General features: G+C 52.5%; 23 protein-coding genes. 20 read left to right on the top strand and 3 right to left on the bottom strand.

Annotated features, from left to right (window positions below; genetic code table 11):
• Positions 1-42: 42 nt before the first annotated feature.
• On the top strand, positions 43-552 hold the full coding sequence (locus tag BLP47_RS06560; RefSeq protein ID WP_091851804.1) for a MerR family transcriptional regulator: 510 nt from the start codon (positions 43-45) through the stop codon (positions 550-552).
• Here the strand turns inward: BLP47_RS06560 and BLP47_RS06555 are convergent.
• A complete protein-coding gene (locus BLP47_RS06555) occupies positions 549-1,472 on the bottom strand; it encodes a ParA family protein (protein ID WP_091851801.1) in 924 nt (307 codons plus the stop codon). The two genes, BLP47_RS06560 and BLP47_RS06555, sit on opposite strands and share 4 nt — an antisense overlap.
• Positions 1,473-1,536: 64 nt before the next feature.
• Between BLP47_RS06555 and BLP47_RS06550 the strand changes: the two genes are divergently transcribed.
• The 3 genes from BLP47_RS06550 to BLP47_RS06540 are packed head-to-tail and all read left to right on the top strand — an operon-like array spanning position 1,537 to position 6,540.
• A complete protein-coding gene (locus tag BLP47_RS06550) occupies positions 1,537-4,938 on the top strand; it encodes a pyruvate carboxylase (RefSeq protein ID WP_091851798.1) in 3,402 nt (1,133 codons plus the stop codon).
• 10 nt (positions 4,939-4,948) lie between these two features.
• Positions 4,949-6,049, top strand: coding sequence for a MinD/ParA family protein (locus tag BLP47_RS06545; RefSeq protein ID WP_091851795.1), 1,101 nt, complete (start codon positions 4,949-4,951; stop codon positions 6,047-6,049).
• Positions 6,046-6,540 carry a peptide deformylase gene (locus BLP47_RS06540; RefSeq protein ID WP_091851792.1) on the top strand — a complete coding sequence of 165 codons (495 nt, stop codon included), beginning with the start codon at positions 6,046-6,048 and terminating at the stop codon, positions 6,538-6,540. Before BLP47_RS06545 ends, BLP47_RS06540 begins: the two co-directional genes overlap by 4 nt.
• Here BLP47_RS06540 and BLP47_RS06535 read toward each other — a convergent pair.
• Positions 6,537-8,342, bottom strand: coding sequence for a long-chain fatty acid--CoA ligase (locus tag BLP47_RS06535; protein WP_249883310.1), 1,806 nt, complete (start codon positions 8,340-8,342; stop codon positions 6,537-6,539). The two genes, BLP47_RS06540 and BLP47_RS06535, sit on opposite strands and share 4 nt — an antisense overlap.
• A gap of 141 nt (positions 8,343-8,483) precedes the next feature.
• Here BLP47_RS06535 and BLP47_RS06530 point away from each other — a divergent pair, with 141 nt between their 5' ends.
• Genes BLP47_RS06530 through BLP47_RS08580 form a run of 4 tightly spaced genes read left to right on the top strand, consistent with a single transcriptional unit; the run spans position 8,484 to position 11,843 of the window.
• The gene (locus BLP47_RS06530; protein ID WP_091851787.1) at positions 8,484-9,434 is read left to right on the top strand and encodes an ROK family glucokinase; all 951 of its coding nucleotides are present in this window, start codon (positions 8,484-8,486) and stop codon (positions 9,432-9,434) included.
• A gap of 29 nt (positions 9,435-9,463) precedes the next feature.
• Positions 9,464-10,150: a 1-acyl-sn-glycerol-3-phosphate acyltransferase gene (locus BLP47_RS06525; protein WP_091851784.1), complete on the top strand. Its 687-nt coding sequence runs from the start codon at positions 9,464-9,466 to the stop codon at positions 10,148-10,150.
• A gap of 11 nt (positions 10,151-10,161) precedes the next feature.
• Entirely contained in the window at positions 10,162-11,508 is a 1,347-nt protein-coding gene (locus BLP47_RS06520; RefSeq protein WP_091851782.1) for a class II 3-deoxy-7-phosphoheptulonate synthase, read from the top strand.
• A complete protein-coding gene (locus tag BLP47_RS08580; protein ID WP_249883309.1) occupies positions 11,505-11,843 on the top strand; it encodes an Rv2175c family DNA-binding protein in 339 nt (112 codons plus the stop codon). Before BLP47_RS06520 ends, BLP47_RS08580 begins: the two co-directional genes overlap by 4 nt.
• On the opposite strand, the gene BLP47_RS06510 is transcribed toward BLP47_RS08580, so the two are convergent.
• The gene (locus BLP47_RS06510; protein WP_249883307.1) at positions 11,844-12,935 is read right to left on the bottom strand and encodes a polyprenyl synthetase family protein; all 1,092 of its coding nucleotides are present in this window, start codon (positions 12,933-12,935) and stop codon (positions 11,844-11,846) included.
• A 56-nt stretch (positions 12,936-12,991) separates the two neighbouring features.
• Between BLP47_RS06510 and BLP47_RS06505 the strand changes: the two genes are divergently transcribed.
• The 12 genes from BLP47_RS06505 (at position 12,992) to murC (ending at position 26,262) form a co-directional block, all read left to right on the top strand.
• Positions 12,992-13,339, top strand: a complete 348-nt coding sequence (locus tag BLP47_RS06505) for a DUF3040 domain-containing protein (RefSeq protein WP_091851776.1) — start codon at positions 12,992-12,994, stop codon at positions 13,337-13,339.
• Between the two features lie 154 nt (positions 13,340-13,493).
• Positions 13,494-13,925: a division/cell wall cluster transcriptional repressor MraZ gene (mraZ, locus tag BLP47_RS06500; RefSeq protein ID WP_091851773.1), complete on the top strand. Its 432-nt coding sequence runs from the start codon at positions 13,494-13,496 to the stop codon at positions 13,923-13,925.
• A gap of 121 nt (positions 13,926-14,046) precedes the next feature.
• Positions 14,047-15,009 carry a 16S rRNA (cytosine(1402)-N(4))-methyltransferase RsmH gene (rsmH, locus tag BLP47_RS06495; protein ID WP_091851769.1) on the top strand — a complete coding sequence of 321 codons (963 nt, stop codon included), beginning with the start codon at positions 14,047-14,049 and terminating at the stop codon, positions 15,007-15,009.
• Entirely contained in the window at positions 15,006-15,524 is a 519-nt protein-coding gene (locus tag BLP47_RS06490; RefSeq protein WP_091851766.1) for a hypothetical protein, read from the top strand. Before rsmH ends, BLP47_RS06490 begins: the two co-directional genes overlap by 4 nt.
• A 6-nt stretch (positions 15,525-15,530) precedes the next feature.
• Positions 15,531-17,297, top strand: coding sequence for a penicillin-binding protein 2 (locus BLP47_RS06485; RefSeq protein ID WP_091851764.1), 1,767 nt, complete (start codon positions 15,531-15,533; stop codon positions 17,295-17,297).
• Positions 17,298-18,728, top strand: coding sequence for a Mur ligase family protein (locus tag BLP47_RS06480; RefSeq protein WP_091851763.1), 1,431 nt, complete (start codon positions 17,298-17,300; stop codon positions 18,726-18,728). It abuts the gene before it with no gap.
• The gene (murF, locus tag BLP47_RS06475; RefSeq protein ID WP_091851760.1) at positions 18,721-20,112 is read left to right on the top strand and encodes a UDP-N-acetylmuramoyl-tripeptide--D-alanyl-D-alanine ligase; all 1,392 of its coding nucleotides are present in this window, start codon (positions 18,721-18,723) and stop codon (positions 20,110-20,112) included. The genes BLP47_RS06480 and murF overlap by 8 nt, the downstream gene beginning before the upstream one ends.
• On the top strand, positions 20,109-21,209 hold the full coding sequence (mraY, locus tag BLP47_RS06470) for a phospho-N-acetylmuramoyl-pentapeptide-transferase (protein WP_091851757.1): 1,101 nt from the start codon (positions 20,109-20,111) through the stop codon (positions 21,207-21,209). Before murF ends, mraY begins: the two co-directional genes overlap by 4 nt.
• Entirely contained in the window at positions 21,209-22,651 is a 1,443-nt protein-coding gene (gene murD / locus BLP47_RS06465) for a UDP-N-acetylmuramoyl-L-alanine--D-glutamate ligase (RefSeq protein ID WP_091851754.1), read from the top strand. Before mraY ends, murD begins: the two co-directional genes overlap by 1 nt.
• Positions 22,648-23,805, top strand: coding sequence for an FtsW/RodA/SpoVE family cell cycle protein (locus BLP47_RS06460; RefSeq protein WP_091851751.1), 1,158 nt, complete (start codon positions 22,648-22,650; stop codon positions 23,803-23,805). Before murD ends, BLP47_RS06460 begins: the two co-directional genes overlap by 4 nt.
• On the top strand, positions 23,802-24,881 hold the full coding sequence (gene murG / locus BLP47_RS06455) for an undecaprenyldiphospho-muramoylpentapeptide beta-N-acetylglucosaminyltransferase (RefSeq protein ID WP_091851748.1): 1,080 nt from the start codon (positions 23,802-23,804) through the stop codon (positions 24,879-24,881). Before BLP47_RS06460 ends, murG begins: the two co-directional genes overlap by 4 nt.
• Entirely contained in the window at positions 24,874-26,262 is a 1,389-nt protein-coding gene (gene murC / locus BLP47_RS06450; RefSeq protein ID WP_091851744.1) for a UDP-N-acetylmuramate--L-alanine ligase, read from the top strand. The genes murG and murC overlap by 8 nt, the downstream gene beginning before the upstream one ends.
• The last annotated feature ends 1 nt before the right edge of the window (position 26,263 follow it).

Below are 26,263 nucleotides of genomic sequence, written 5' to 3'. Positions count from 1 at the left end.
ACTTGAAGGAATACTAAGTAAGTCTTGAACAAGGAGAAGGCTATGGACTACGAACATTTATTGTTCACTGACGGCCTGCCCGCAACCGACATTGGCTATCGCGGGGCATCAGCCGCGGCGGCTGCCGGAATTTCTTATCGCCAGTTGGATTATTGGGACCGCACCCAGCTGGTAGTTCCTAGCATTCAGACCGCTACTGGATCGGGCTCTCAAAGACTCTATGGATTCCGGGACATTTTGGTGCTGAAGCTTGTGAAGCGCTTATTGGACACCGGTGTCTCTTTGCAGCAAATCCGACTCGCTGTTGAGCAGCTAAAGGCCGCAGGTCTGAGCGATTTATCCAACACCACCTTGATGTCTGACGGCGCACGGGTTTATCTTTGCACCAGCCAGGATGAGGTTATTGACCTTCTGGGTCAAGGCCAGGGCGTATTCGGAATTGCTGTGGGTCGAGTGCTGCGCGAGGTTGAGGCGACACTTGTTGACTTTGCTGCCGAAGAAGCACAAATAACCGATGAGCTTGCGGCTCGTCGCGCCCGCAAGATTTCTTAGCGCCTAAATAAACTCTTTTTTCGGGCCGCTTTTCTAGAAAGCGGTTGTTCCCTAGAACTCTCAGGTATTAGCTCCGAGATGGGACTCGCCTGACCCCTAGTCGCACGGCCAATTGCTCCAACTCGGTCTCGTTTTTCGATTCCTTGGGTCATGTGCGACAGGGCCCCCGCTAGCAGCCAGTCAAAAGACTGAGCTACCTCGAGTGCGCCTTCGGCGGGCCAGGAGTGAATTGGTCTGGCGGCACCGGTGGCTTGCTGGATGGCGGCCCGCTCTTCAAAAAATGGCATTAGTAGTTGCTCAGAAAACATCTCTCGAAGCTCTCTGATGCGGTATTCGTGCTCGTTGGATTGTGAGCGATAGCGATTTACCACCACCCCCAGAAGCTGAAGTCTTGGGGTCAACTTGGCACTGATTTCGTTTATTGCCTTGCGTGCTCGGTCCGCGGCAATTACCGAGTAAAGCGAGGGTTCGGTAACAATCAACACTCGATCTGATGCCACCCAGGCAGTTCTTGTTAGCGCGTTTATTGAAGGCGGGGTGTCGATGATTACCAGGTCGTAATCTTCCTCGATGAGGGTCAGAACCTCTTCCAATCTCCAGACATCAGCGATAGTTGGGGCCGGGTTATCAAGTAGCAAAGAGCGGGGGCTGCCCACCATCACATCCATCTTGCTGCCCTTGTGCCAGTGAGAAGCCACGATCGCTTTTTTGATGTTTTGAATCTTTGGGGATTGCAGGACTTCTGCTACGGATAATCCAGATTCACTCATTGCGCCCAGGCCACTGGTGGCGTCACACTGGGGGTCCAGGTCGATCAAAAGAGTGTTTATTCCCTTATTGAGTGCAGCAGAAGCTAGACCCAGGGCAATGGTGGTTTTACCTACTCCGCCTTTTAGCGAGCTGACACTTAGAACTTGCACTGCAATAGGCTACCTTTTTATTAGTTAGTTGGCGCTTAGCAAGCCAGAGTTTCAGTGAGGTCTCATGTTTAAAAAGATTTTGGTAGCCAACCGAGGAGAAATTGCAGTTCGCGCATTCCGCGCAGCCTATGAAATTGGGGCCAGGACGGTAGCGGTTTACCCCTTTGAGGACCGCAACTCTGTGCACCGCCTCAAGGCCGACGAGGCTTACGAGATTAAAGCCGATGGATCGCCGGTGAAGGCCTACCTGAGCGTTTCGGAGATCATTCGAGTGGCCAAGGAGTCGGGCGCAGATGCCATCTATCCCGGATATGGATTTCTATCGGAAAACCCCGATTTAGCCAGAGCGGCTCGAGAGAACGGGATTGCATTCGTCGGGCCTGCTGCAGAAATATTGGAACTAGCTGGAGACAAGGTCAATGCCAAGGCGGCTGCGATCAGGGCCGGAGTCCCGGTGTTGGCCTCTACCGAGTCATCGGATGATAAAGCCGTATTGATCCCCCTAGCTCAAGCAATTGGTTTCCCACTGTTTGTAAAAGCGGTTGCTGGAGGTGGCGGCCGAGGTATGCGAAAAGTCGATGATGAGTCAAAGCTTTCGGATCTTCTCGATGAGGCGATGCGTGAGGCTGGAAGTGCATTTGGTGATTCAAGGGTGTTTTTAGAGCAGGCGGTTATTCGACCGAGGCACATTGAGGTGCAGATTTTGGCCGATAATCATGGGAATATCATCCACTTGCTCGAACGAGACTGCTCGATTCAGCGAAGAAATCAAAAGGTCATTGAAATTGCCCCGGCCCCGTTGCTGGATGATGAGCTGCGCCAAATGCTCTTTGTTGATGCCGTGGCTTTTGCCAAGGAGATTGGCTATCAGAACGCTGGGACCGTTGAGTTTCTGATTGACACTGTCGGTCCAAACGCCGGTAAGCATGTTTTTATTGAGATGAACCCGAGGATTCAGGTCGAGCACACCGTCACCGAAGAGGTGACCGATGTTGATTTGGTTCAGTCCCAGTTGCGCATTGCGGCCGGGGAGTCATTGAGTGATTTGGGGCTCCGGCAAGAGGACATAAAGCCACACGGTTTTGCGATGCAGTGCCGGATTACTACGGAGGACCCTGCCGCGGGCTTCAGGCCTGACACTGGAAAAATAACCACCTATCGCTCCCCGGGAGGCGCGGGGATTCGCCTAGATGGCGGAACGGTTACCACTGGGGCAGAGGTCTCGCCGCACTTTGATTCGTTGCTGGTGAAGCTGATTACTCGCGGGCGAGATTTCAAATCAGCCGTTGATCGAGGCAAACGCGCCCTGGCAGAGTTCCGCATCAGGGGAGTGGCCACCAACATCACCTTCCTCCAGGCGGTGTTGGAGGATAAAGCCTTCGCGGCGGGAGATCTCTCCACGCATTTCATTGATGAACGCCCAGAGCTATTTGAAACTCAGCCCTCCAGGGACCGAGGCACAAAAGTCATGCAGTGGCTTGCCGAGGTCACCGTCAATAAACCCTATGGAGATCGAGAGGGCAAGCCTGATCCGGTCGTGAAGTTGCCAAAGGTCGACTTGAGCTCCAAAGCCCCCGCTGGTTCCAGACAAAAATTACTAGAGCTTGGGCCCGAGGGCTTTGCTTCATGGATGAGAGAACAGAACAGGGTTCTGGTGACCGACACCACATTCAGGGATGCCCATCAGTCACTCTTGGCTACCAGGGTTCGTGGCAAAGATTTAGTTGCAATTACTCCGCACATTGCCAGGCTCACACCAGAACTTTTGTCCATCGAGGCATGGGGTGGGGCTACTTACGATGTGGCGCTGCGCTTTTTAGGTGAGGACCCTTGGGATCGTCTAGCAAAGCTTCGCGAGGGTTTGCCAAATATTTGTATCCAAATGCTGTTGCGTGGCCGCAACACTGTTGGCTACACCCCATACCCGGAAGAGGTGACCGAGGCTTTTGTTTCTCAGGCTGCCAAAACCGGGGTGGATATTTTCCGAATCTTTGATGCCCTAAACGATGTAAACCAAATGGTTCCAGCCATTAAAGCGGTGCGGGAGACTGGCACCGCTTTGGCTGAAGTCGGCATGAGCTACACCGGAAACCTCGCGGACCCCGAAGAAAAGCTCTACACCTTGGATTATTACCTTGGCCTAGCGGATGAGATTGTGGCAGCGGGCGCCCATGTTTTGGCAATCAAGGATATGGCCGGGCTCCTGAGACCAAAGGCTGCCAGGATGCTGGTGAGCGCTCTAAGAGAGCGATTCGATTTACCAGTTCACCTGCACACTCACGACACTGCAGGAGGCCAGCTAGCCACGCTTATGGCCGCCATTGATGCGGGTGTTGACGCAGTAGATGTGGCAAGCGCCCCGATGGCTGGAACCACATCGCAGCCCTCACTGTCTTCATTGGTCGCGGCGCTCGCAAACACCGAACGTGACACTCTGATGAGCTTGGATGCCGTCACGAACATTGAGCCCTACTGGGAGGCAGTGCGAAATGTTTATGCGCCGTTTGAATCTGGCCTACCGGGACCAACCGGCAGGGTCTACCGCCATGAGATTCCAGGTGGTCAACTCTCCAACCTTCGCCAGCAAGCGATAGCCCTTGGTTTGGGAGATCGGTTCGAGCTGATTGAAGAAATGTATGCGGCAGCCAACCAAATGCTTGGTCGTCCGCCAAAGGTCACACCTTCTTCAAAGGTGGTGGGAGACTTGGCCCTTCACCTAGTGGCAGTTGGTGCGAACCCAAAGGATTTCGAAGAGAATCCTCAGAATTACGATATCCCAGACTCGGTAATCGGTTTCATGGCGGGCGAACTCGGAGATCTCCCGGGTGGTTGGCCCGAGCCCTTCAGGTCGAAGGTCCTCAAGGGTAGGCACGTGGATATAGGAGTGACTCCGGTCTCTCCTGATGATTTAAAAGCACTTTCATCATCAAATGACAAGCTGATTCGCAGCACCCTCAACAGGTTATTGTTCCCGGGTCCCACAAAGGAATTCGAAAGAATTCGGGGGCTTTACGGGGCTTTGGATAACGTTGAGACCCTGGATTATCTCTACGGTATTGACGCGGAAGGGGAGCACGTGGTTGAGCTTCGAAAGGGCCTTCAGCTTTTTGTGGGTCTAGAAGCAATTGGCGAGCCTGACTCCAAGGGTTTCAGAACCGTAATGACCACATTGAATGGCCAGCTCAGACCGGTGACGGTTCGAGATCACAGCATTGCCGTGAGCGCAGTCTCTGCCGAAAAAGCCGATAAGAATAATCCGGGCCATGCCGCCGCACCTTTCACGGGCGTGGTTACCCTGAAAGTAGCCATTGGCGAGCAGGTGTTGGCAGGGGCCCCAATCGCAAGCATCGAGGCCATGAAAATGGAGGCGAGCATAGCGGCTCCAATTTCTGGCAAGATTACCAGGCTGGGCGTGAGTGGCCCGACCCCGGTTGAGGGTGGGGATCTGATTGCAGTTATCGAGTAGGGATTTATAAATGGAAAAAAATAACGAACCAACCGAGCCTTCAAGAGACTGGTCTTCGGGGGAGGGCGCAGACTTCTCAGATCTGGAACTTGACCCTGAAACCGGCGGTATCAACCAAATAGCCCCCTCCGAGACTGTCTCGGTGGAGGTTGAGATGGTGAGCCCAAGTATTTTCGACGAGGCCGAGCCAGCCTCCATGCTCACATCTGAGAGATTATTACAGGATAAAGCAAGGCCCAATGTCGTGCCGGAGACTTTTTGGCGCAGGCTCGTGTTTGGCATGAGTTTCGGAAAACTCAACCCGGGGGATAACAAGAGGGTCCTGGCAAGAAAAGCACTCGACTCCCGAATAACTGCAAACCTCACTGGCAAAACTAGGTTCGTGCCGGTGCTAACTCGAAAGGGCGGAGTCGGTAAAACCACCGTTACCGCTCTAATCGGGATGGCGCTCTCCATGGCCCGCGAGGACCGCATTTTGGCTATCGATGCCAATCCCGATCGAGGAACTCTCTCGGAGAGAGTCCCAAAGGGCACAACCAAAACCGTTCGAGACATTGTGAATAAAGCCAGCTCGATAACCGGGTTCACCGTGTTTTCAGAATATGTCTCGCGAGATAAAACCAGGCTCGATGTCCTGGCTTCGGATACTGATCCGATGATCTCTGAAGCCTTTGATGAGGGAGATTACAACGTAGTTGCAGACATCGCCTCGCGTTACTACAGCATTTGTCTAACCGATTGCGGCACTGGCATTGTGCACAGCGTCATGCGTGCAATTCTGCAAAGAGCAGATTCGATGGTCGTAGTTTCTGGCGGCTCAATCGATGAGGCGAGGCTTGCTTCGGAGACTCTAACTTGGCTGGAGGCTAATGGTTATGCGGATGTCGTGAAGGACTGCGTGGTGGCTCTAAACACCGCCACCTTTGGAACCGAATTAGTGAAACTCGACGAAATTGAGGCCCACTTCAAGACTCGCGTGCGCGCGGTGGTTCGAATTCCCTACGACCCACAGCTGGCCGCCGGCGCCGAAGTGAACTTCGAAAAGCTTCACCCCGCCACCAAGCAGGCTGCGAGAGACCTTGCGGCCCTCGTGGTTGATGGATTGGCGTGAGCGTAAGGGAAATCCGGTTGCTCGGCGATCCGATCCTGAAAACAAAGACCAAGCCCGTTCGGAATCTTGAAGATGCCCGCCAGCTGGTAGGGGATCTCTTGGAAACCGTGGCCCTTCCCGGTAGGGCCGGGGTCGCGGCTAATCAGATTGGGGTAGGCCTGAGCGTCTTCGCCTATAACATCGACGGGGAGCTGGGTTATCTGATAAATCCTGAAATCACTTTTTTGGGTGATGATAGGGAACTCATCGAAGAAGGCTGCCTATCGGTGCCGGGGTTATGGCATAGGGCTCTCCGCCACAAAGAAGCGAGTGCCACCGGATTTCAGTTAGACGGCTCCAAGATTACAATTTCAGGTAGCGGTCTCATGGCCCAGGCGCTGCAACATGAGTGTGATCACCTGGCTGGCAAAACATATCTAGACAGGCTCGAACCCACCGAAAGAAAAATCGCCTATAAAGAGCTGCGATCTCAAAAATGGTTTTTGGGCTAGTTATAAATCCGGCCCAGTTGAATGTCAAAATCGGCCATGACCTTGGCTCGCTTGATTTTTAGCGATGGGGTCAGGTGACCCGATGCTTCGGTCAATTCCACGTCCAAAATCTCAAAGGCCTTGATCTGCTCGGCGTGTGAGAATTTTTTGTTCACCTCATCCACAGCCTTTTGAAGTTCGGCTTTTATCACCTCGTGCCTGCTGGCCTCCGAAAGAGTCAGGCGCTCTGTGACTCCGTTGTTTTGACTCCAAACTGGCACCATTTCCGGGTCGAGTGAAATCAGTGCGCCGATAAAGGGCTTCGCATCCCCAACGGCAACAACCTGACCAATCAACGGGTGGGCTCTTAGCAGGTCTTCGATTGGGGCAGGTGCGACATTTTTGCCTCCAGCCGTGATCAAGATTTCTTTCTTGCGGCCCGTAATGGACAAAAAGCCATCCTCGTCTAGCTCGCCAATGTCACCGGTTTTAAACCAGTCCTCTGAGAATGCTTCCCGGGTGGCTGCTTCGTTTCGCCAATAGCCGCGCATCACGTTAATGCCGCGCAACCAGATTTCCCCGTCCTCCGCAATCTTAATTCCGGTGCCGGGAAGTGCCCTGCCCACCTTGCCAATTTTTAGCCACTTGGGTCGGCCGATGACCGCCGCAGCTGTGGTCTCGGTAAGCCCGTAACCCTCTAGCACGATTAGCCCTATTCCGCGATAGAAATGACCGAGTCGAGCGCCCAGCGGGGCTCCTCCTGAAATCGCAAACTTAACCCCACCACCCATGGCTGCTCTAATCTTGGAGTAAACCAGCTTGTCGAAGACGCCGTGCTTGAGCTTCAGCGCCAATCCTGGACCAGACTTTGAATCCAGCGCCTTTGAGTATTCGATGGCAGCTTCCGCGGCCTGTCGAAAAATCTTGCCCTTTCCGCCAGACTCAGCCCTGAGTTCGGCGCCGTTGTAAATTTTTTCGAATACTCGGGGGACGGCTAGCACAAACGTGGGCTTGAAAACCGGAAGAACTTGAGCAACCAGCTTGCTGTCACCGAGGTGCCCCACTCGGATGCCGGACTGGACGCAGAGTATTGAAACATACCGAGCCAAGATGTGGGCGAGCGGCAAGAAGATTAGTGAGCTTTGATTCGCATTCGCGATCTCAGGGATTTCCGCTTCAGCATTGCGACAGTGGTCAACAAAGTTTTTATGAGTCAGCTCGCAACCCTTGGGGTTGCCCGTAGTGCCTGAGGTGTAAACAATTGTTGCCAAATCGGTCAGCTCGGTTTTAGAGCGCGCCTTTTCCAGGTCCTCATCGGATATTGACTCTCCTTGTTGGTTCAAAGCTGAATAATCCTTGGTGTCGATGCGCCAAACATTCACCACCTTGGGGGTATTCGCTTTACCTTGCAGGTACCTCTCCATGTGATCGTCGTTTTCGATGAAAAGCGCCACGGCATCGGAGTCGGAGAGAATCCACTCGATCTGACTTGCTGAAGAGCTCTCGTAAATTGGAACGCTCACAGCACCCGCGAACCAGATTGCAAAGTCGATAACACTCCACTCGTAGCGGGTGCGACTCATGATTGCAATGGCTTGACCCGGCTTGATGCCACTGGCCATCATTCCTTTTGCCAGGGAGACGACATCCGCGTGAAATTCACGCGAGGTCACGTTGCGCCAGCTGCCATCTGAATTGGCTCTCGAGAACAAAGCGTGCTCGGGGTTTATCTTCATTCGAGTCAGCAGAATATCGCTCGAGTTATTGGTTGCCACCGGTTCGATTAAAAGCGGAACATCGTAAAACGTCATCGTTTTCTCCATCTAAGAGTTTGTACCACTCTATGGCAGGTTGCATGCCCAGACTCATTGGTGTGGAGTAACTTTTTCACAAACATATTGGTCATTTTTTGTGCGGTTGGGCCTACTATTTAGAGGTTCCCATTTTGTTACCGAGGTCATGAGTTGCTTGCTATTGGAATAGATATTGGCGGAACCAAGATTCTTGGTGCCGTGGTCGATGCCACTGGGAACATTCTTTCATCTAAAAAAGTCCCCTCCCCGGCCCAGGACCCCGACAAAATGGTCGAGGCTGTGGCAGAACTGATTACGGGACTTGCAAGGGACGCCCCGGGGGCAATTCTCGGAGTTGGGATAGCGGCCGCGGGTTTTATAGATGCGCAACAGTCAACAATCCTTTACGCCCCAAATCTGAATTGGCGAAATGAGCCACTCAGGGATCGGCTTCAAGCGATTGTTCCGTTTCGCATCGTGATCGAAAACGATGCCAATGCTGCCGGCTGGGCAGAATACAAATTTGGCGCGGGCAAAGGCTCAAAAGACATGGCGATGCTGACTTTGGGCACTGGCGTTGGGGGAGCGATTATCGCCGATCATAAGCTGCGCCGTGGTGGCTTTGGTATCGGCGGAGAACTCGGCCACATTCGCGTTGTGCAGGATGGTTTGCAATGCGGTTGTGGCCGGAGGGGCTGCGTTGAGCAATACGCCTCTGGCTCAGCGGTTCTGCGAGAGGCTAAAGCTTTGGTTGCCGCGGGCTCTTCTTTGGCCGCGAGGCTCACCGAACTTACTCAGACACCCGATGGCCTAACCGGAATGCTTGTTTATCAAGCTCTTTTGGAGGGCGACCCAGGGGCAATCTCTTTGATAAATCAAGCCGGGGCATACTTGGGTCAAGCGATGGGGAGCATCACGGCTGCAATTGACCCCCAAATTTATGTAATAGGGGGAGGGCTAAGTGAGGCCGGAGAGCTAATTCTGGCCCCGATTCGAGAGGGGTTTCTCAAGGAATTGCCGGCTCGCGGGTTTCGACCCGAGGCCCAAGTAGTTGCGGCCACTTTCAGCAATCAGGCTGGAGTAATCGGCGCTGCAGACCTCGCAAGAGAATCGCTTAGCTAAGCTTAGGTATTCGCGATGCAGGAGATCAGGTGACATATTTTTTTCTCAAGAACTTTGTTCTGGGGCCAATTCTCAAACTGCTGTTTCGCCCGTGGGTTCGTGGGGAGAAAAATATCCCCAAATCTGGTGGTGTCATTTTGGCCTCAAACCACCTTTCTTTCATTGACTCAATTTTTCTCCCTCTGAAAACTCGAAGGCCAATTACTTTTTTGGCTAAATCTGAGTACTTCACCGGCAAGGGTCTCAAGGGAGCCCTCACGCGTTGGTTTTTTAAAGCCACCGGCCAATTGCCCATCGATCGTTCAGGTGGTAAGGGTTCCGAAAGTTCGTTGAATACCGGGCTTGGGGTCTTGGAGCGCGGCTTGGTATTGGGGATCTATCCGGAGGGAACCAGATCTCCGGACGCGAAGTTATATCGTGGCCGAACTGGGATTGCGCGGATGGTTCTGGAGGCTCAAGTTCCGGTCCTTCCAGTGGCTATGATCGACACGGACAAAGTTATGCCGATCGGCGCGAAGCGACCCACCATCCATAAAATCGGGGTGGCAATCGGTGAGCCGCTTGATTTTTCAAGGTTTGCGGGCATGGAGGGGGAGCGGGCAGTATTGCGCGCGGTCACCGACAAGATTGTCTATGAGATTTATAAACTTTCCAATCAAAAATACGAGGATGTTTACGCATCCTCAGCAAGAAGCCGGCTGGCTAACCCCAGCTAATAAGGAGAAGCGTGTCCGAGTTTGGTTTAGACAACTACCTCAATCTTGAGTCCAAGCAGCAACCCAACTGGGCGGATGCTGAGGTTTTGGCAAATACTAAGGCCAGACTTGCCAAAGTGCCCCCGCTGGTATTTGCCGGTGAGGTTGACACCCTAAGACAGCGGCTAGCCGAGGCGGCTAGTGGTAAGGCGTTCTTATTGCAGGGTGGGGACTGCGCTGAGACTTTCGTAGACGCCACTGCAGATCAGATTCGCAATCGAATTAAGACCGTTTTGCAAATGGCGGTGGTTTTGATGTACGGCTCTTCTTTACCCGTGATCAAGATGGGCCGGATGGCGGGACAGTTTGCCAAACCACGCTCCTCCGATTTTGAGACCAGGGGTGACGTCACCCTTCCCGCCTATCGAGGCGATGCGGTGAATGCTTACGAGTTCGATGCAGTTAGCCGAACCAATGACGCGAGTCGTTTGATGCAGGCCTATCACACCTCGGCAAGCACCCTGAATCTAATCAGGGCTTTTACTACCGGGGGTTTTGCCGACTTACGCGAGGTACACGCCTGGAATAAGGGATTTACCGACAATCCCATTAACAAAGAATATGAGTCTCTGGCTCAGGACATTGATCGTGCGATGAGGTTTATGGAGGCCTGCGGAGTCGACTCGGCGGAGCTGCGTTCCACCGAATTCTTCGTATCTCACGAGGGTTTGCTGATGGATTACGAGAGACCCCTCACCAGAATCGACTCCCGCACTCACCAGCCCTACGCAACATCGGGTCACTTTATTTGGATAGGCGAGCGCACCAGGCAGTTGGATGGCGCTCACGTTGACTTTTTGTCCAAGGTCAGAAACCCGCTCGGGGTCAAGCTTGGCCCAACAACTTCGGTGGATGACGCGTTGGCCTTGATTGACAAGCTTGACCCGAATCGCGAGCCAGGGCGTTTAACGTTTATTACTCGGATGGGTGCCGGCAAGATTCGAGATGAGTTACCAAAGCTAATTGAAGGCGTGCGGGCGTCAGGAGCTCAGCCGCTGTGGATCACAGACCCAATGCACGGCAACGGGATTACCACTGAAAATGGCTACAAGTCAAGAAGGTTTGACGATGTAATGGATGAGGTAATGGGTTTCTTCGAGGTTCACCGCGCGCTTGGCACCCACCCGGGTGGTCTTCACGTGGAGCTCACCGGTGATGATGTCACCGAATGTCTTGGCGGCTCTGAGCACATCGATGAGAAGGCGCTAGCCAAGCGCTACGAGTCGGTTTGCGATCCGAGGCTCAACCACATGCAGTCTCTGGAGCTTTCATTCTTGGTAGCCGAACAGCTAGTTCAGACCTCTAGGGGGCAAGCTTGAACATCTCTGAGGTTGAGCACTGGATCACCTTGGACCAGGCATCCGATCAGTTGGGTATTTCAACTGCAAAGGTGCGCAGGCTAATTGATGAGCACATTTTATTTGCGGTGAGAATTGACAAGCAACCCATGATGCCGGCTCATCTGATATCAAACGGTGAGCCCCTAAGCAGCATTAGAGGCAGCATGCTGCAGTTAATTGACGCCGGATTCAGCGCCGAAGAGGCAGTGGATTGGCTTTATGCTCCAAATGAATTCCTTGGGGAAAAGCCAATTGACTCGCTACTAAAAGGGCACAAGGCCCCGGTTCGCAGAGCGGCTCAGTCGCTGGGCTGATTACTTGCTGCGATGAATGACCGCGTCGGCTAGGTCGGCAAGCTCTTTTCTTCCGGAATCTGAGATTTCCAGCGCAGCCAGAGCTTCTATCGAAGACCGTGAATGTTCAGCGATTAGCCTCTCGGTCTTATCCAGGGCACCGGATTCCCGAATGGTGGCGCGCATGAATTCGACTTGACCCTGATCCAGGTCTCCGGAAACCAAGAGTTCTTCAAATATTTTCCCTACCGACTTCGGTGCCGCTTCCAGGGTAAGTCCAACCAGGACTGTCCTTTTGCCCTCCCGCAAGTCGTCCCCAGCGGGCTTGCCGGTGACCTTTGGGTCGCCAAATACGCCTAGAACATCGTCTCTAAGTTGAAAGGCCATTCCCAGTGGGATTCCGAAATTACTGATCATGCGAAGCGCATTTTGGTCGGCCCCAGCAAAAGAAGCGCCAATCAAAAGCGGAGCCTCAAGGCTGTATTTGGCGGATTTATAAAGGATGACCTTATTGGCCCTCGCCACCGCCTGACTGGGGTCCTTGGTGGGCCCAGCGTTTTCTTCTAGAACATCTAGGTACTGCCCGGCCATAACTTCAAAGCGCATCTTAGAAAATTCAGTTCGGCAGTTAGCCTCGATTTCCTCATTACTTACCCGAAGCAGTGCTTCACCAAAAATTTCCGAGCTCCAAGAGAGCATCAGGTCACCAACTAACACCGACCCTGCAACCCCGAATCTTTCACTGGAACCCGCATAGCTGTGCATTTCATGCAAAGCCTGAAACTTTTTGTGGATCGAGGGGTCTCCGCGTCGAGTGTCGCTTTGGTCCAAAAGGTCATCGTGGACCAGGGCGGCTGCGTGGAACACTTCAAGGGCAGCGGCAATGCCGATAATTGGCGAGTCTTTGGTAAGTGGAGTTAGCTGCTGGCTCAGGCCGGCAAAAGCCTGATAGGCGAACAGCGCCCGAAATCTTTTGCCGCCGGAGAGTAGCACTTGGGTGTAGTCAATGATTGGTTCGAGGTCTTCTGAGATGGCAACTAGCTCTGCTCTTTTGCTATCACAAAAAGAGTCCAAGCGCTCTTGAACAAGGTTTCTAAGAAAATCTTCAGCCACAAGGAATAGCTTATCTGCTCTGAGCTGTTTACAATTAGAGAAGGATTGGAGTGATAATGGCACTTTCAGAACGCGAGCAAGCATTGCTCGAAGAGATGGAACGGAACCTGATGAGTCAGGACGCCGGCTTCGCCAACAGGGTAAAAAACGTTTCGTCCACGAATAAAAGCGCTAGCAAGCTGATAGCTGGAGTTCTAGTGCTTTTGGCTGGGCTGGTGCTGTTGGTCCTAGCGGTGGCTTTACAGGTGGCCTTTTTCGGTGTCGCGGCTTTTATCGTGATGGTAATTGGAATCATCATTGCATCGAGCAACTTCAGGCTCCCAGAAATCCCAAAAGTCGGCGGATCTAGCAACAAGGGTTCATTCTTTGAAGATCGTTGGAACCAAAGGTTTAATAAGGAGTAACCAATCCGTTGCAGACAGAGGCCTTCGAGAAATCGGGGGTCTTTTTTTGTTGAACAAAATAATTACCGAATTGTGATGAAATGAAATGAAAATTACCTTATTGTGGAGTGAAGTGGAGTAAAGTGGAGTAAGAGTTGGGAAAGGGGATCTTGCAATGTTGCTAGGCACACACACCCTAAAACTCGACGAAAAGGGCCGCCTGATCCTTCCAGCCAAGTTTCGAGAAGAACTTGAAGCTGGAGTCGTAATTACTCGCGGTCAAGAGCGTTGCCTCTATGTTTTTTCTCAAAAAGAGTTTGAAGGGGTCCACGAAAAGATTCGTCAGGCTCCAGTTACCTCCGATGAGGCTCGCAAATATCTTCGAGTCTTTCTTTCCGGGGCCACAGACGAGACTCCGGATAAGCAGGGTCGAGTTCTTTTACCGAGCATCCTGCGCGATTACGGCAACCTGCAAAAGGATTTGGTCATCATCGGGGTTGGCTCCAGGGCGGAAATCTGGGACGCCAAGAGTTGGAATGAATATCTTTTATTGAATGAAGAGGGCTTTGCCAATCAGGCGAAGGAGGTGATTCCCGGGCTTTTCTAGCCCCTGCACTTTGATCCTTGGCCGTGACCGACTCTCTTCCCCTGAGCCGGAAAAGCGAAAACCAAGCTCGCTAACGGGCAAGGGTCAAGGTGCAGGGCAATTAGATACCCGGCACTTAGTTATGAACCAGTCAACTTCTGATCTCCACACACCGGTGCTGCTTGAGCGTTGTCTCGAACTATTGGCCCCCTCTGTCTCGGGCGATAACTCGATAGTCATTGATTGCACACTTGGACTTGGTGGCCATAGCCAAGCGCTTTTAGAAGCTCATCCGACTCTTCGCGTCATTGGCATTGATCGTGACCCGAGAGCAATCGAATTGGCTAGTGAAAGACTCAGTGCTTTTGGGGCAAGGTTCAGTGCTCACCTAGCTGTTTATGACCAGATTCTCGATGTTCTAGCGGAGCTCGGGATCTCCAAGGTAAACGGCGTGCTGATGGACCTCGGGGTTAGCTCGATGCAGCTCGACGAAGCCGGGCGAGGTTTTTCCTATGCCAAAGATGCGGTACTTGACATGCGCATGGATCAGAGCTCTGGCCGCACTGCAGCAGAGATCCTGGCTCGATATTCCGAAGAAGAGCTGACACATATTTTCAAGAAATTTGGAGAGGAACGATTCTCTGGCCCAATAGCCAAGAGAATCGTGCAAGACCGGAAATTGGCGCCGATCGAAACTTCCAGCCAGCTGAACAAAATCGTGACTCAAATCGTGCCCTCGGCCCCCGGAAAAACCACGGGACACCCTGCGAAACGTATCTATCAGGCCCTAAGAATCGCCGCCAATGACGAGCTAGGCGCTTTAGAGCGCTCACTGCCGCAAGCTATTGAGGTTCTGGCCCCGATGGGCCGTATCGTCGTTATGTCATACCACTCACTGGAGGATGGGATTGTCAAACAGGCGCTACAGGCCGGCTCGGTCAGCAGCACGCCAATCGACTTGCCGTTTGAACTCCCCGGGACCGGGGCAATTCTCAAAATAATCACCAAGGGCGTCGAACGCGCTGGCGAAATCGAACTATCAGCAAACCCGAGGGCAGCATCGGCGCGCCTTCGGGCCGCAGAAAAACTAGAGGTAAAAGAATGAAGCTATACATGATGTCGAAATCTCAAGCGAATCGACTGAAGCCCAACATGGTAGCGGGGGTCATTTTTCTGATCGGCATCCTTGCCGTGCTCGGGGGGCAGCTGGTGTTGAACATGGCCCTGACCCATGACGCTTACTACCTGCGCGAGCTCAACATTGAAAAACGCAATCTCGCAACCGATGTTCAGATTTTGCAGGAAGAGGTCGACTCACTTGGATCACCACAAAATTTGGCCGATGCCGCAAACCAATTAGGAATGGTGGCCAATCCGGCTTCGGTTTTGCTAGATATTGAGAATGACAAAATTTACGGCAAGCCAATTCCCGCCGACTCCGGACGCAGCTTATTGGCGAGTGCAAATCTGGTTGCAAATTCTGCAATGGTGACGGTCTCGGAGTTTTCCTTGAGCACTGTTGCCGCGAGCGAGGTGGAAGCGGGTGTCAATACCGAAACATCCTTGGGGTCCGAAGTAGTTTTAGCTTCGGGTCTTATCCCAGCATCGCCGACGAGGTAGGAAAAAATGAGCAATCAGGGCAATCTATCTAGGCGCCTTGGCCTTTTTGCTTTTTTGCTGGTTGCGCTAGTTGGCGCCTTAGGTATTCGACTGGTCGATTTTCAAGTGGTCCGTGCCGATGAAATTTCGAAGCAATCCCTTGAGTCGCGTTCTGTGACTCAAACTTTGACCGCGTTGCGCGGTGAAATCAGGGACGCCTCCGGGCAGGTGATGGCGAGAACTGTGTTTCGCTACGACGTGAATGCGGCCCCAAAGAATGTCGGCCCCGTTAAAACTTTTGTGGAGGGTGTAAGGATCGAACGCAGTGTTCAAGATGTTTCACTTGAGCTTGCAACATTGCTCGGGTTATCCCTAGCGGAGCTAGCTTCCAAGCTTGAGGGCAACTCGGAGTATTCGAATCTTGCGAAAAAAGTTGATGCGCAAACCTACAATGCAATCCGCGATCTTGAGATTCCGTGGATTTATTTCGACAAGTTTGCCGACAGGCTTTACCCGGACGGTGCAGTTGCCGGCAATCTAATCGGATTCGTGGGCTCGGATGGCACACCGCTTGCCGGTCTCGAGCGCCAGTACAACAGCTGTTTAGCTGGAATTGATGGTCAAGAGACTTTTGAAAGAAGTCGCGAAGGGGTCCGTATCCCGACATCAAATCAGACCACTCAACCGACCCAGCATGGCGGTACTCTGAATCTCTCGATTGATGCCAACCTGCAATTTTTTGCGCAACAGGTATTAGCGAATGCGGTGAGTAAATTATCAGCGGAGTGGGCAACCGCTATTGTCATCGAGGTGGAGACGGGCAGGATTCTGGCCGCTGCCGAGGCTCCGTCGGTGGACCCTAATGACCCGGGTGCCACCTCGAGCCTGGATCGAGGCTCGAGAATCTTCCAAGCGGCTTTCGAGCCCGGATCGATTATGAAGGCAATAACCAGCGCGATTGTGCTGGACACCGGCAAGGCCAGTGAGCGCGATACAGTCATCGCTCCTGATTATTTGGATTTAGATTTTCCAGGCGGTTGGATTAAAGACAGTTTCTCGCATGAGGATTTCACGCTTACCTTGGCTGGAGTGCTTCGATATTCATCCAACACCGGTATGTCGAAATTTGGAATAAAGGTCGATAGCCAGACCCGCTACGACTACCTGAAGCGCTTTGGTTTTGGTGCAACGACCCCACTTCGATTTGAGGGTGAGAGTTCCGGAATTCTGCACCCAGCTAAGGAGTGGGACAAGATGACCAACTATGCAACTCTTTACGGCCAGGGAATCTCAGTTACCACAATCCAAATGGCCAGTGCCTATCAGGCGATCGCTAACGACGGGGTAAGGCTTTCGCCAGTGCTGGTGGATTCTTGTGTGAAAGAAGACGGAACGCTTTACGCAGCCACTCCTCAACAATCTACTCGCGTGATAAAAAAATCCACCGCGAATCTAAATCTAGAACTCATGGAAAAAGTGGTCGAGTTTGGTGGGGTTGGAAAAAACGCCCAGATTGATGGCTATCGAGTCGCAGGCAAGACCGGAACCGCGCAGATTCAGGATGGACTCGGGGGTTATGGCGAGCGCTATGCCATTTCCTTTTACGGGGTAGCGCCAGTTGAGGACCCGAAGTTCGTGGTTGGAATTAGCATCTTTCGCCCCTTGGGCGAGACAAACTCACTTCAGGCCACTCCGCCCTTTGTTGCTATCATGCAGCAAGCCCTCAAGCAGTATCGAATCCCGCCATCAACCACAAGCTCTCGCGACATCCCCTCGGATAAAACGGGGAAGTAGATGGTTAGCTCACAACAGCTTGCCGATGAGTTTGGGCTTGAACTGGTAGGTGAATCCCGAGAACTAAACCACGTTGCCTTGCACACCGATAAAATCCGGCCCGGCTCGCTATACATTGCAGCCCAGGGCGCAAGAAATCACGGTATTGAGTTTTTGGAAAGCGCCATTCACAAAGGCGCAATCACCGTTCTCACCGATGCAGAGCATGCCCGGGTCTTTGGCCTTCCCTGCTTGATTCACCCCGAGCCACGCAAGGTCGCCGGCGTTATCGCAGCCAGGATCTTTGGGGAGCCCGCGGGTCAGGTGCAACTTTTTGGCATCACCGGCACAAACGGCAAAACCTCGACGGCTTCCTACTTGGCAAGAATCCTTCAGCTTTGCCTGATCCCAACTGGACTTAGCGCATCCACCGGAAGGTTTTTATCTGGCGAGGTGCTACCCAGTTCGCTGACTAGCCCAGAAGTCACAGAGCTTCACGAACTGTTAGCAAAAATGGTTTCTCAGGGTCTCGAAGCCGGGGTTATCGAGGTTTCAGCTCAGGCGCTTGTGCGGAACCGAGTTGATGCCGTGATGTTTCAAGTCGCCGGTTTCACAAATCTAAGCCGAGACCACATGGATGATTTTGAATCTATGGAGAACTACCTTGCTGCCAAATCCACGCTTTTCACCAAATCTTTTGCTGCGCGCGGTGTTGTTTTTGTCGAAGACGACTTCGCTAGAAGGCTCGCCCAAAATGCGAGCATTCCCATCGAAACCGTCGGGAAATCAGGGACTGATTGGATTTATTCAATTTCTCAAGGCGGCGTTTTCAAGATCGAGGGTCCCGGTGGAAAGCTAAACCTAAGCTTTAATCACGGGGAACTGATGGCAAAGAATTTTGCCCTAGCAATCGCAATGGCTATTGCGGGAGGCGTGGGTGTGGAGATGCTCCAAGCTGCCCTTGTTGATTTTGATTTCCAAGTTCCAGGACGCCTGGAAAGAGTAAGCGTGGCTAGTCCAGCGATCTTTATCGATTACGCCCATACCCCCAGCGGGGTTCAAGAGGCGGTCTTAGAGATTAGGAAGCGCTTTTCGCACCTCACTTTGATTTTAGGGGCAAGCGGTAATCGGGATACCGGCAAGCGGCTTGAAATGGGCCGGGCTGCCAGGGAGGTTGACTTTCTGGTCATAACTGACCAGCACCCAAGGGATGAAGACCCGACTCTGATTAGGAGTGCTCTAAAAAAAGGTGCTCTTGAGTTTTTAGAAAAGGGTCAGGTTTTGGAAATTGCCGATCCTGAAAAAGCTCTTGAGGAAGCATTCAGAAGAACCCCGAGAACTGGGGCAATTCTTTGGTGCGGTCCCGGGAACCTTGGATATCGCGAGATTTCGGGCGTCAAGACTCCCTTTGATGCTAGAGCGCTTGCTAGAAAATTGGTGGATCGTGATTGAGCTAACATTCGGGCAAGTTGCCGAAGCTTTAGGTGGAGAGCTGAAATTCTGCGACCCACAGACTCTTGTGTCGGGAGCTGTGGAGACCGATTCTAGAAGCCTCGTGCCGGGGGGAATCTTTTTCGCGAAATTGGGCAAAGAGCTCGATGGCCATGACTATTTAGCAGAGGCGTTTGCCAAACAAGCCGCATTAAGTGTCGTGAGCCGGGAAACAACGAGTCAAATGCCTCAAATCATGGTTGGCGACACAGTGGTCGCGCTTCGCGATCTAGCAGAGTTTGTTTTGCAAAAAGTGCGTAACCTCGGAGAGCTAACTGTGATTGGGATTACCGGCTCAAATGGCAAAACCTCAACTAAGAACATGTTGGCCGCCATTCTTTCGGGCGATGCCCCAACTGTTTATCCCAGAGAATCTTTTAATAACGAGGTCGGGTTGCCACTGACGGTCTTGAAGTTGGCTCTGGATACCAAGTACTTGATTCTTGAGCTTGGGGCCGCTGGGCTAAGCAGCATTCACAAATTGGCAAGTTGGACCAGGCCGGATATTGGGGTTCAGCTAAAAGTTGGAATGGCCCATGTTGGTGAATTTGGCGGGATCGAGACCACCGCAATCATCAAGGCCGAGATGATGCCATTTATATCAAAAATTGCGATATTGAATCAGGATGACCCAATTGTTTCGGGTTATCGAGTTGAAGCTGGAGTTGCCAGCCGAAGTTTCGGCACTTCGGCACTCTCCGATTACCGAATTCTGGATGTTGATATTTCACTGCAGGGAACGATTGTAAAATTTCGCTACCCAGATTCTGAAGAGGTCTTAGTTTCACTCAAGATTCTTGGCGAGCATCAGGCGATGAACATGGCCGCGGCTCTGGCCGTGGCGGATCAGCTGGGAATTGAAAGAACCAGGGCCGTCCTTGAACTCGAAAAATTGGAAATGGCAGAGCGTTGGCGCATGCAACCAATTTGGACCACCTCGGGGGCTCTAATCATCAACGATGCCTATAACGCGTCCCCGGATTCAATGAAGGCTGCTTTGCAAACTCTCGCGGTAATTGGGCGCCAGGGGCATCGCACGATTGCCGTGCTGGGTGAAATGGCAGAGCTCGGCCCGGAATCCAGAGAGTCGCACGATGCAATCGGCCGCTTGGTGGTTCGGTATAACATCGACATGCTTTTTGTGGTGGGCGAAGCCGCCAAGTTGATCCACATGGGGGCAATGTTTGAGGGGAGCTGGGATGGCGAATCTGCTTATTTCGACTCAATCAGCGAAGCATTTGAAGCAATCAGTGGAAAGCTAGCGAAAGGCGATGTGGTGTTGGTCAAATCCAGCAACCTCGCGGGGCTTAGGTTTCTAGGAGATGAATTGGCGGCTATGGCGTGAGAGCACTTCTGAGTGCCGGTGGCATATCTTTATTCATTACCCTGTTTGCCACTCCGGGGTTTATCTGGGCCTTTAGAAAACTTGAGTGGGGCCAGTTCATAAGGGATGATGGGCCAAAGACCCATCACACCAAGCGCGGCACCCCAACAATGGGCGGTATTGTCATTCTTTTGGCGGCTACCGTTGCATACTTTTCGGCCAAGTGGCTCAATGGGGAGACCCCCACCGCTACCGCCCTGCTGGTGATTTTCATGATGCTGGGTCTTGGCTTGGTGGGTTTTATCGATGATTACCTAAAAGTTCGAAATCAACGGAGCCTAGGCCTGAGTGGCTGGGCCAAGATTGCTGGCCAGGGAGTCGTAGCAATTATCTTTGCCGTCTTAGCCCTGCAGTTCCCAGACGAGGATGGTCTAACTCCGGCTTCGACTAATATTTCGCTTTTTCGAGATTTGCCGATTGACTTATTTTTCTGGGGCAGCATCTTGGGCATGGGGTTATTCATACTCTGGGTCTATCTTTTGGTGGCATCAGCATCCAATGGCGTGAACATCGCTGATGGTCTCGATGGACTGGCTTCTGGGTCAGCTGTCTTGGCAATCGGTGCCTACGTGGTTATCGGTTTCTGGCAGTTCAATCAGAGCTGCGCGACAGTGGTAGAGAACATCGAATCCTGTTACCAGGTTCGAGATCCTTTGGATATCGCTGTGATCGCCGCCGCGATTGGGGGAGCCTGCCTAGGTTTTTTGTGGTGGAATACCTCACCGGCGCAATTGTTCATGGGGGACACTGGGTCACTTGGCCTGGGCGGCGCACTAGCTGCTCTGGCGATTTTGTCGCGGACCGAGCTCCTGCTGATTCTGATTGGCGGAATCTTTGTGATTGTTACCGGCTCGGTAGTGATTCAGCGAGTGTTCTTTAAAATAACCAAATGGCGAACTGGGACCGGCAAAAGAGTGTTCCTAATGTCTCCGCTTCACCACCACTTTGAGCTCAAGGGCTGGGCAGAAATCACAGTGGTGGTTCGGTTCTGGATTATCGCAGCCCTGAGCGTGGTTTCTGGTGTCGGCTTGTTTTACATTGAATGGATTTATAACTGATGATCACTCAAACAAGCTGGCACGATGACTGGAGTGGGCTCAGGGTGGCGGTTCTGGGTCTTGGTAAATCCGGCTTCTCAGTGGCCGACACTCTCAAGGAGCTTGGGTGCAAGGTCACGGTTTACGCAAAATCCACGACTTTTGAATATCGCGAACTAATGAGAGTCATAGAAGCAAAGTTGGTTTTATCTGATGATTCGACCGGCCTAGATGAGAAGGCCCTAGAGGTTGATTTTGTTGTTGTGTCCCCCGGGTTTATGCCAGATCACCCAATGGTCATGGCTTTCAAAAAAGCGAATGTTCCAATTTATACGGATGTAGATCTAGCTTGGCGGCTGCGCGACAAGACCGAGCGGGTGGCCAAATGGATCACAATTACCGGAACTAATGGCAAGACCAGCACCACCGAATTAACCGCAATGATGCTGCATAAAGCCGGCTATCAGGTGGCACCGTGTGGAAATATTGGAACCCCAATTCTTGACGCGATCCGAGACCCGGAGGGCTTTGACTATTTTGTTGTTGAGCTTTCTAGTTTTCAGTTGCACTACCTGCATCAAATAAATGCCGAAGCCAGCGCCTTTTTGAACCTCGCGGAGGATCATCTGGATTGGCACGGTGGAATCGAGCAGTACTTTTTAGATAAATCAAAAATATTTGCCGGCACCAAAACCGCGATTATTTATAATTCAAGCGACTCAAAGACGCTCGAGGCCGCGGAGAACGCAGTGGTTATCGAGGGTTGCCGGGCCATATCTTTCTCGGTGGGAATCCCGAGCTTGTCTAGCGTAGGTTTTGTGGAAGAGTTTTTAGTGGACCGAGCCTTCATAGATGATCGAGACAAGACGGCCCTAGAACTGGCAACCATCGAGGATGTCGCGGAAATTGGCGTAGTTTCCCCGCACCTATTGGCTAACGTCGCAGCAGCTAGCGCATTGGCCCGCGCGGTGGGTTGCGATGCGGCAGCTGTTCTAGAGGGGATTCGGAGCTTCAGACTCGCACCGCATCGAATTCAGAGAGTAGCCGAGCATGGGGGCGTTTTATATTTTGACGACTCAAAGGCCACCAATGCTCACGCCGCCGCCGCCTCGCTGGGCTCATTCGAGAACGTGGTTTGGATAGTCGGTGGCCTTCTGAAGGGCATCGACCTGAAGCCCTTATTAATGAAATTCGGACCAAAGATTCGAGGTGCTGTAATCATCGGGGCGGATACTCAGCTTCTGGAGGCTCTTTTTGAGAAACACCTTCCGCTGACACCGGTGCGCGTCGTTAGCGGGATTGATGTGATGCAGGATGCCGTGCTTTTTGCTAGTCAGCTCGCTTCTCCGGGGGACGTGGTACTTCTAGCTCCAGCGGCAGCGAGCATGGACCAGTTCAAGGACTATGTGGAGCGGGGCCAGAGTTACCAGGCTGCAGTGAGCAATCTGGCGGCCGAAAAATGAGTCGGATAACTTTCGCAAAGGTCGCTAGGCCTCGGTTCAAGGCGCAGTCCCCGCAATTCTTTTTGTTGTTGAGCCTCACCGCGATTACAGTTTTTATTGGTCTCGCGATGGTTGCCAGTGCCTCTTCGGTGGACGCCTTCAAAGAAACTAATAATGCGGCCTCCACCTTTTTCAGCCAGGGAAGGTTCGCCCTCATTGGCTTGGTGGGTCTGATAGTGGCCTCCAACCTGCCGATGAATTTTTATCGAAGGATTGGTCTTCCATTTCTTCTTGCCATGACTGGCTTACAACTTGCCACGGTGCTTTTTGGCAAGGAAATTAATGGCAACAGAAATTGGATTGACCTTGGTTTTGCCACTCTTCAGCCCTCGGAGTTTCTCAAATTGGCGCTGATTATTGGGTTTGCACATCAACTTGCTCAGCTGAGTGATGACCCAGAATCCAATAATCGAATTTGGCTGAGAATCTTCGGATACTCAGGTGTTGCCCTTGGCCTAGTGGTGGTTGTCGGTAGGGACCTGGGAACCGGTGTTGTAATGGCGGTGATGCTCATGGGGCTTTGGCTATTTGCTGGAATGCGCTGGTCGCGTTGGCTTGCAATAGCTGGAGTTGGAGGCTTATTAGCCACGGTATTAGTGATGAGCTCGGCTTCGAGAAGAATCAGGTTTGAGGCCTGGCTGAATCCCGATGCCGCGGATCCCATGGGGGTCATGTGGCAGTATCAGCACGGCACCTGGGCGCTGGCTGCCGGGGGGCTTTTCGGAACTGGCATTGGCCGCTCAAAGCTTAAGTGGAGCTGGATCCCCGAGGTTGAGAACGACTTTATTTTTGCCGTGATTGGGGAAGAGCTTGGTCTCATCGGTGCCATGCTAATTATCTGCCTCTTTTTGGCCCTGGGGCTGACCATGTTTGCTATTGCAAGGCACCAAACGAGTGCTTTCAACCGGAATCTAGTCGTCGGCGTGATGCTCTGGGTTGTTATGCAAGCTTTTATTAACATTGCGGTTGTGCTCGGTTTATTGCCTGTTTTAGGCGTCCCGCTTCCACTTATTTCGGCTGGAGGGTCTTCGATGATCGCAACTCTGAGTGCAATCGGATTGGTTTTAGCTGTGGAACGCGACCGGACTGCTCATCTGGGGCGTCGTTCGGTATGACCAGATTTTTATTGGCCGGTGGCGGGACTGCCGGCCACGTGAACCCCATGCTGGCACTGGCTGAAAACCTCAGGGAGCAGGGGCATCAGGTGATTGCTCTGGGAACCAAGCAGGGCCTGGAAGCGCGGCTCGTTCCGGAAAGGGGGTTTGAGCTTTTTTACATATCGCGACTTCCTTTTCCCAGAAGATTCAGCGTCCAAGCCTTGGCGTTCCCATGGAGATTCCTCGGGGCAGTTTTAGCGGTCAATAAGATACTCAAAACTCAGAAAATCGATGCTGTTGTTGGGTTTGGTGGTTACGCCTCAGCGCCAGCGTACGTGTCAGCTTTTTTGAAGCGAAAACTGCTGATTATTCACGAGGCTAACGCGATCGCGGGTTTTGCCAATCGTCTCGGCGCTAAGTTTACAAAGCATGTGGCGGTGGCCTTCGAGAACTCTAATTTGAAAAATGCCAAGTTGACCGGGATGCCGATTAGGCAAGAAATTATTGACTCTGTGCATTCTTACGATAAGGGTCAAGCCAGAATCGAGCTCGGCCTTGATCCGATGATGCCAACTCTTTTGGTAACCGGCGGTTCACTGGGAGCAAAGAGCATAAATGAGACTATCGCCCACAGCCTCGAGCGCTTGATTGCCGCCGGAATTCAGGTGTTGCACATAGTCGGAGAGCGAGCCAACCTCGGTGAATACAGCGAGGTCGGTTACACCAGAATGGCATACTGCTCAAGAATGGACGCGGCGATAGCGGCGGCGGATTTTGCAGTTTCGCGGGCGGGCGCATCCACCGTTTCTGAGTTTTCGGCCGCTGGGTTGCCAGCGGTTTATATTCCGTACCCGGTTGGCAACGGCGAGCAACGACTGAATGCCCAGACCGTTGTGGGTGCTGGTGGGGGTCTGCTCTGCCTTGATAATGACTTCACACCCGAATTTGTGCTAAACGAGCTAATCCCGCTAATTTCCCACGCGAAGACCCTAAACAAGATGCAGGCCGCGGCCATGTCGGTTGGAATTTCTGACGCCACGCAAAGACTCAGCGTCTTAGTGCTCGAGGCAGTGGATACTTATAGCCGTGATTAAGCCAGATTATTCAAAGCCCATACCAGCCGAATTGGGCAACCTGCACTTTATCGGCATCGGCGGTTCCGGTATGTCGGGGATAGCTCGACTGTGTTTGGGCATGGGTTATCAAGTTTCCGGTTCGGATCTCAGAGACACGGAAAACGTAGCCACGCTTAGAGAGCTCGGCGCACAGATTTTTATCGGCCACGACGCTGCTAATTTGCAAGCCGCCGACACGGTTGTAGTCACCAGCGCACTGTGGCCAACAAACCCAGAATTGGTCTTAGCTCAGGAGCGCGGCCTCACTGTTCTTCATCGCTCGGCACTTCTAGCTCATCTCGCTTCAAGAGGCAGGTTGATAGCTGTGGCCGGGGCTCACGGCAAGACCACATCGACCGGCATGGTGGTGACCGGGCTGATAAATCTTGGTCAGGACCCCAGCTTTGTTAATGGTGGAGTGATAGCGAGTTATGGAGCCTCAGCTCGCTTTGGCAAGGGGGAGCACTTTGTAATAGAGGCCGATGAGTCGGATAGCTCTTTTTTGCACTACGACACCAAGGTGGCCTTGATCACAAATATTGACCCCGATCATTTAGATCACTTCGGTTCCCTGGAGGCATTTGAGGCTGAATTCGCCAAATTTGCTGATGCCGCTAGCGAAATGGTGGTGATTTCTTCGGATGATCCCGGTGCAAAGCGGGTTGCGAAATTACTTAAGCACCAAAAGGTGCTCAGCTACGGTGAGGCAAAAAATGCCGACATCCGACTCGGCAAAATTGACTCTACTGGGCCTTTGGTTAGTTTTGTTATTGAGTATCTTGGCGAGTCCCAATCAGTCTCTCTCGAGATACCAGGTCACCATAACGCCCTGAATGCTGCGGGTGCGATAGCGGTTTTGGTTGGCCTCGGGTTTGAATTTCGAGCCAGCGTCGAGGCAGTTAGCAAGTTCTCCGGCACTCAAAGGCGCTTTGAGTTGCATGCCACCCGTCGTGAAGTATCCGTCTACGACGACTTCGCTCATCATCCGACAGAGGTTAGGGCCGCCCTCTTAGCGGCGCGAGCTTCGGTGGGGAAGGGGCGTCTGATTACGGTTTTTCAGCCCCACCTTTACAGTCGAACAAGAATATTTGCTCAGGAATTCGCCGATGCCTTGGCGCTATCGGATGAGGTTGTGCTGCTTGACATTTACGCAGCCCGCGAGGATCCAGAACCCGGTGTCACTGGGGAATTGATTGCAAATAAATTCTCGCGGCCAATAAATATGCACTACGTTCCCAGCTGGGACGGCGTGGCCTCAGTGGCAGCCAAAATTGCCGAACCGGGGGATTTTATTATCACAATGGGGTGTGGAGACATCTACCGCATGGTTCCCGAGCTGATTGAGGCTTTGGAGAAGTAGT

This window comes from Candidatus Aquiluna sp. UB-MaderosW2red (assembly GCF_900100865.1).
In the GTDB taxonomy this organism is placed as follows: domain Bacteria; phylum Actinomycetota; class Actinomycetes; order Actinomycetales; family Microbacteriaceae; genus Aquiluna.
Note: the sequence above shows the minus strand (reverse complement) of the source record. Positions and strands in the feature narration are given on the sequence as shown.

What these genes read in the sequence shown, in the direction of transcription:
- BLP47_RS06560 (WP_091851804.1), top strand. Translation starts at nt 43, where the DNA reads ATGGACTACGAACATTTATTGTTCACTGACGGCCTGCCCGCAACCGAC.
- BLP47_RS06550 (WP_091851798.1), top strand. Translation starts at nt 1,537, where the DNA reads ATGTTTAAAAAGATTTTGGTAGCCAACCGAGGAGAAATTGCAGTTCGC.
- BLP47_RS06545 (WP_091851795.1), top strand. Translation starts at nt 4,949, where the DNA reads ATGGAAAAAAATAACGAACCAACCGAGCCTTCAAGAGACTGGTCTTCG.
- BLP47_RS06535 (WP_249883310.1), bottom strand. Translation starts at nt 8,342, where the DNA reads ATGGAGAAAACGATGACGTTTTACGATGTTCCGCTTTTAATCGAACCG.
- BLP47_RS06505 (WP_091851776.1), top strand. Translation starts at nt 12,992, where the DNA reads ATGGCACTTTCAGAACGCGAGCAAGCATTGCTCGAAGAGATGGAACGG.
- mraZ (WP_091851773.1), top strand. Translation starts at nt 13,494, where the DNA reads ATGTTGCTAGGCACACACACCCTAAAACTCGACGAAAAGGGCCGCCTG.
- rsmH (WP_091851769.1), top strand. Translation starts at nt 14,047, where the DNA reads ATGAACCAGTCAACTTCTGATCTCCACACACCGGTGCTGCTTGAGCGT.
- BLP47_RS06490 (WP_091851766.1), top strand. Translation starts at nt 15,006, where the DNA reads ATGAAGCTATACATGATGTCGAAATCTCAAGCGAATCGACTGAAGCCC.
- BLP47_RS06485 (WP_091851764.1), top strand. Translation starts at nt 15,531, where the DNA reads ATGAGCAATCAGGGCAATCTATCTAGGCGCCTTGGCCTTTTTGCTTTT.
- BLP47_RS06480 (WP_091851763.1), top strand. Translation starts at nt 17,298, where the DNA reads ATGGTTAGCTCACAACAGCTTGCCGATGAGTTTGGGCTTGAACTGGTA.
- murD (WP_091851754.1), top strand. Translation starts at nt 21,209, where the DNA reads ATGATCACTCAAACAAGCTGGCACGATGACTGGAGTGGGCTCAGGGTG.
- BLP47_RS06460 (WP_091851751.1), top strand. Translation starts at nt 22,648, where the DNA reads ATGAGTCGGATAACTTTCGCAAAGGTCGCTAGGCCTCGGTTCAAGGCG.
- murG (WP_091851748.1), top strand. Translation starts at nt 23,802, where the DNA reads ATGACCAGATTTTTATTGGCCGGTGGCGGGACTGCCGGCCACGTGAAC.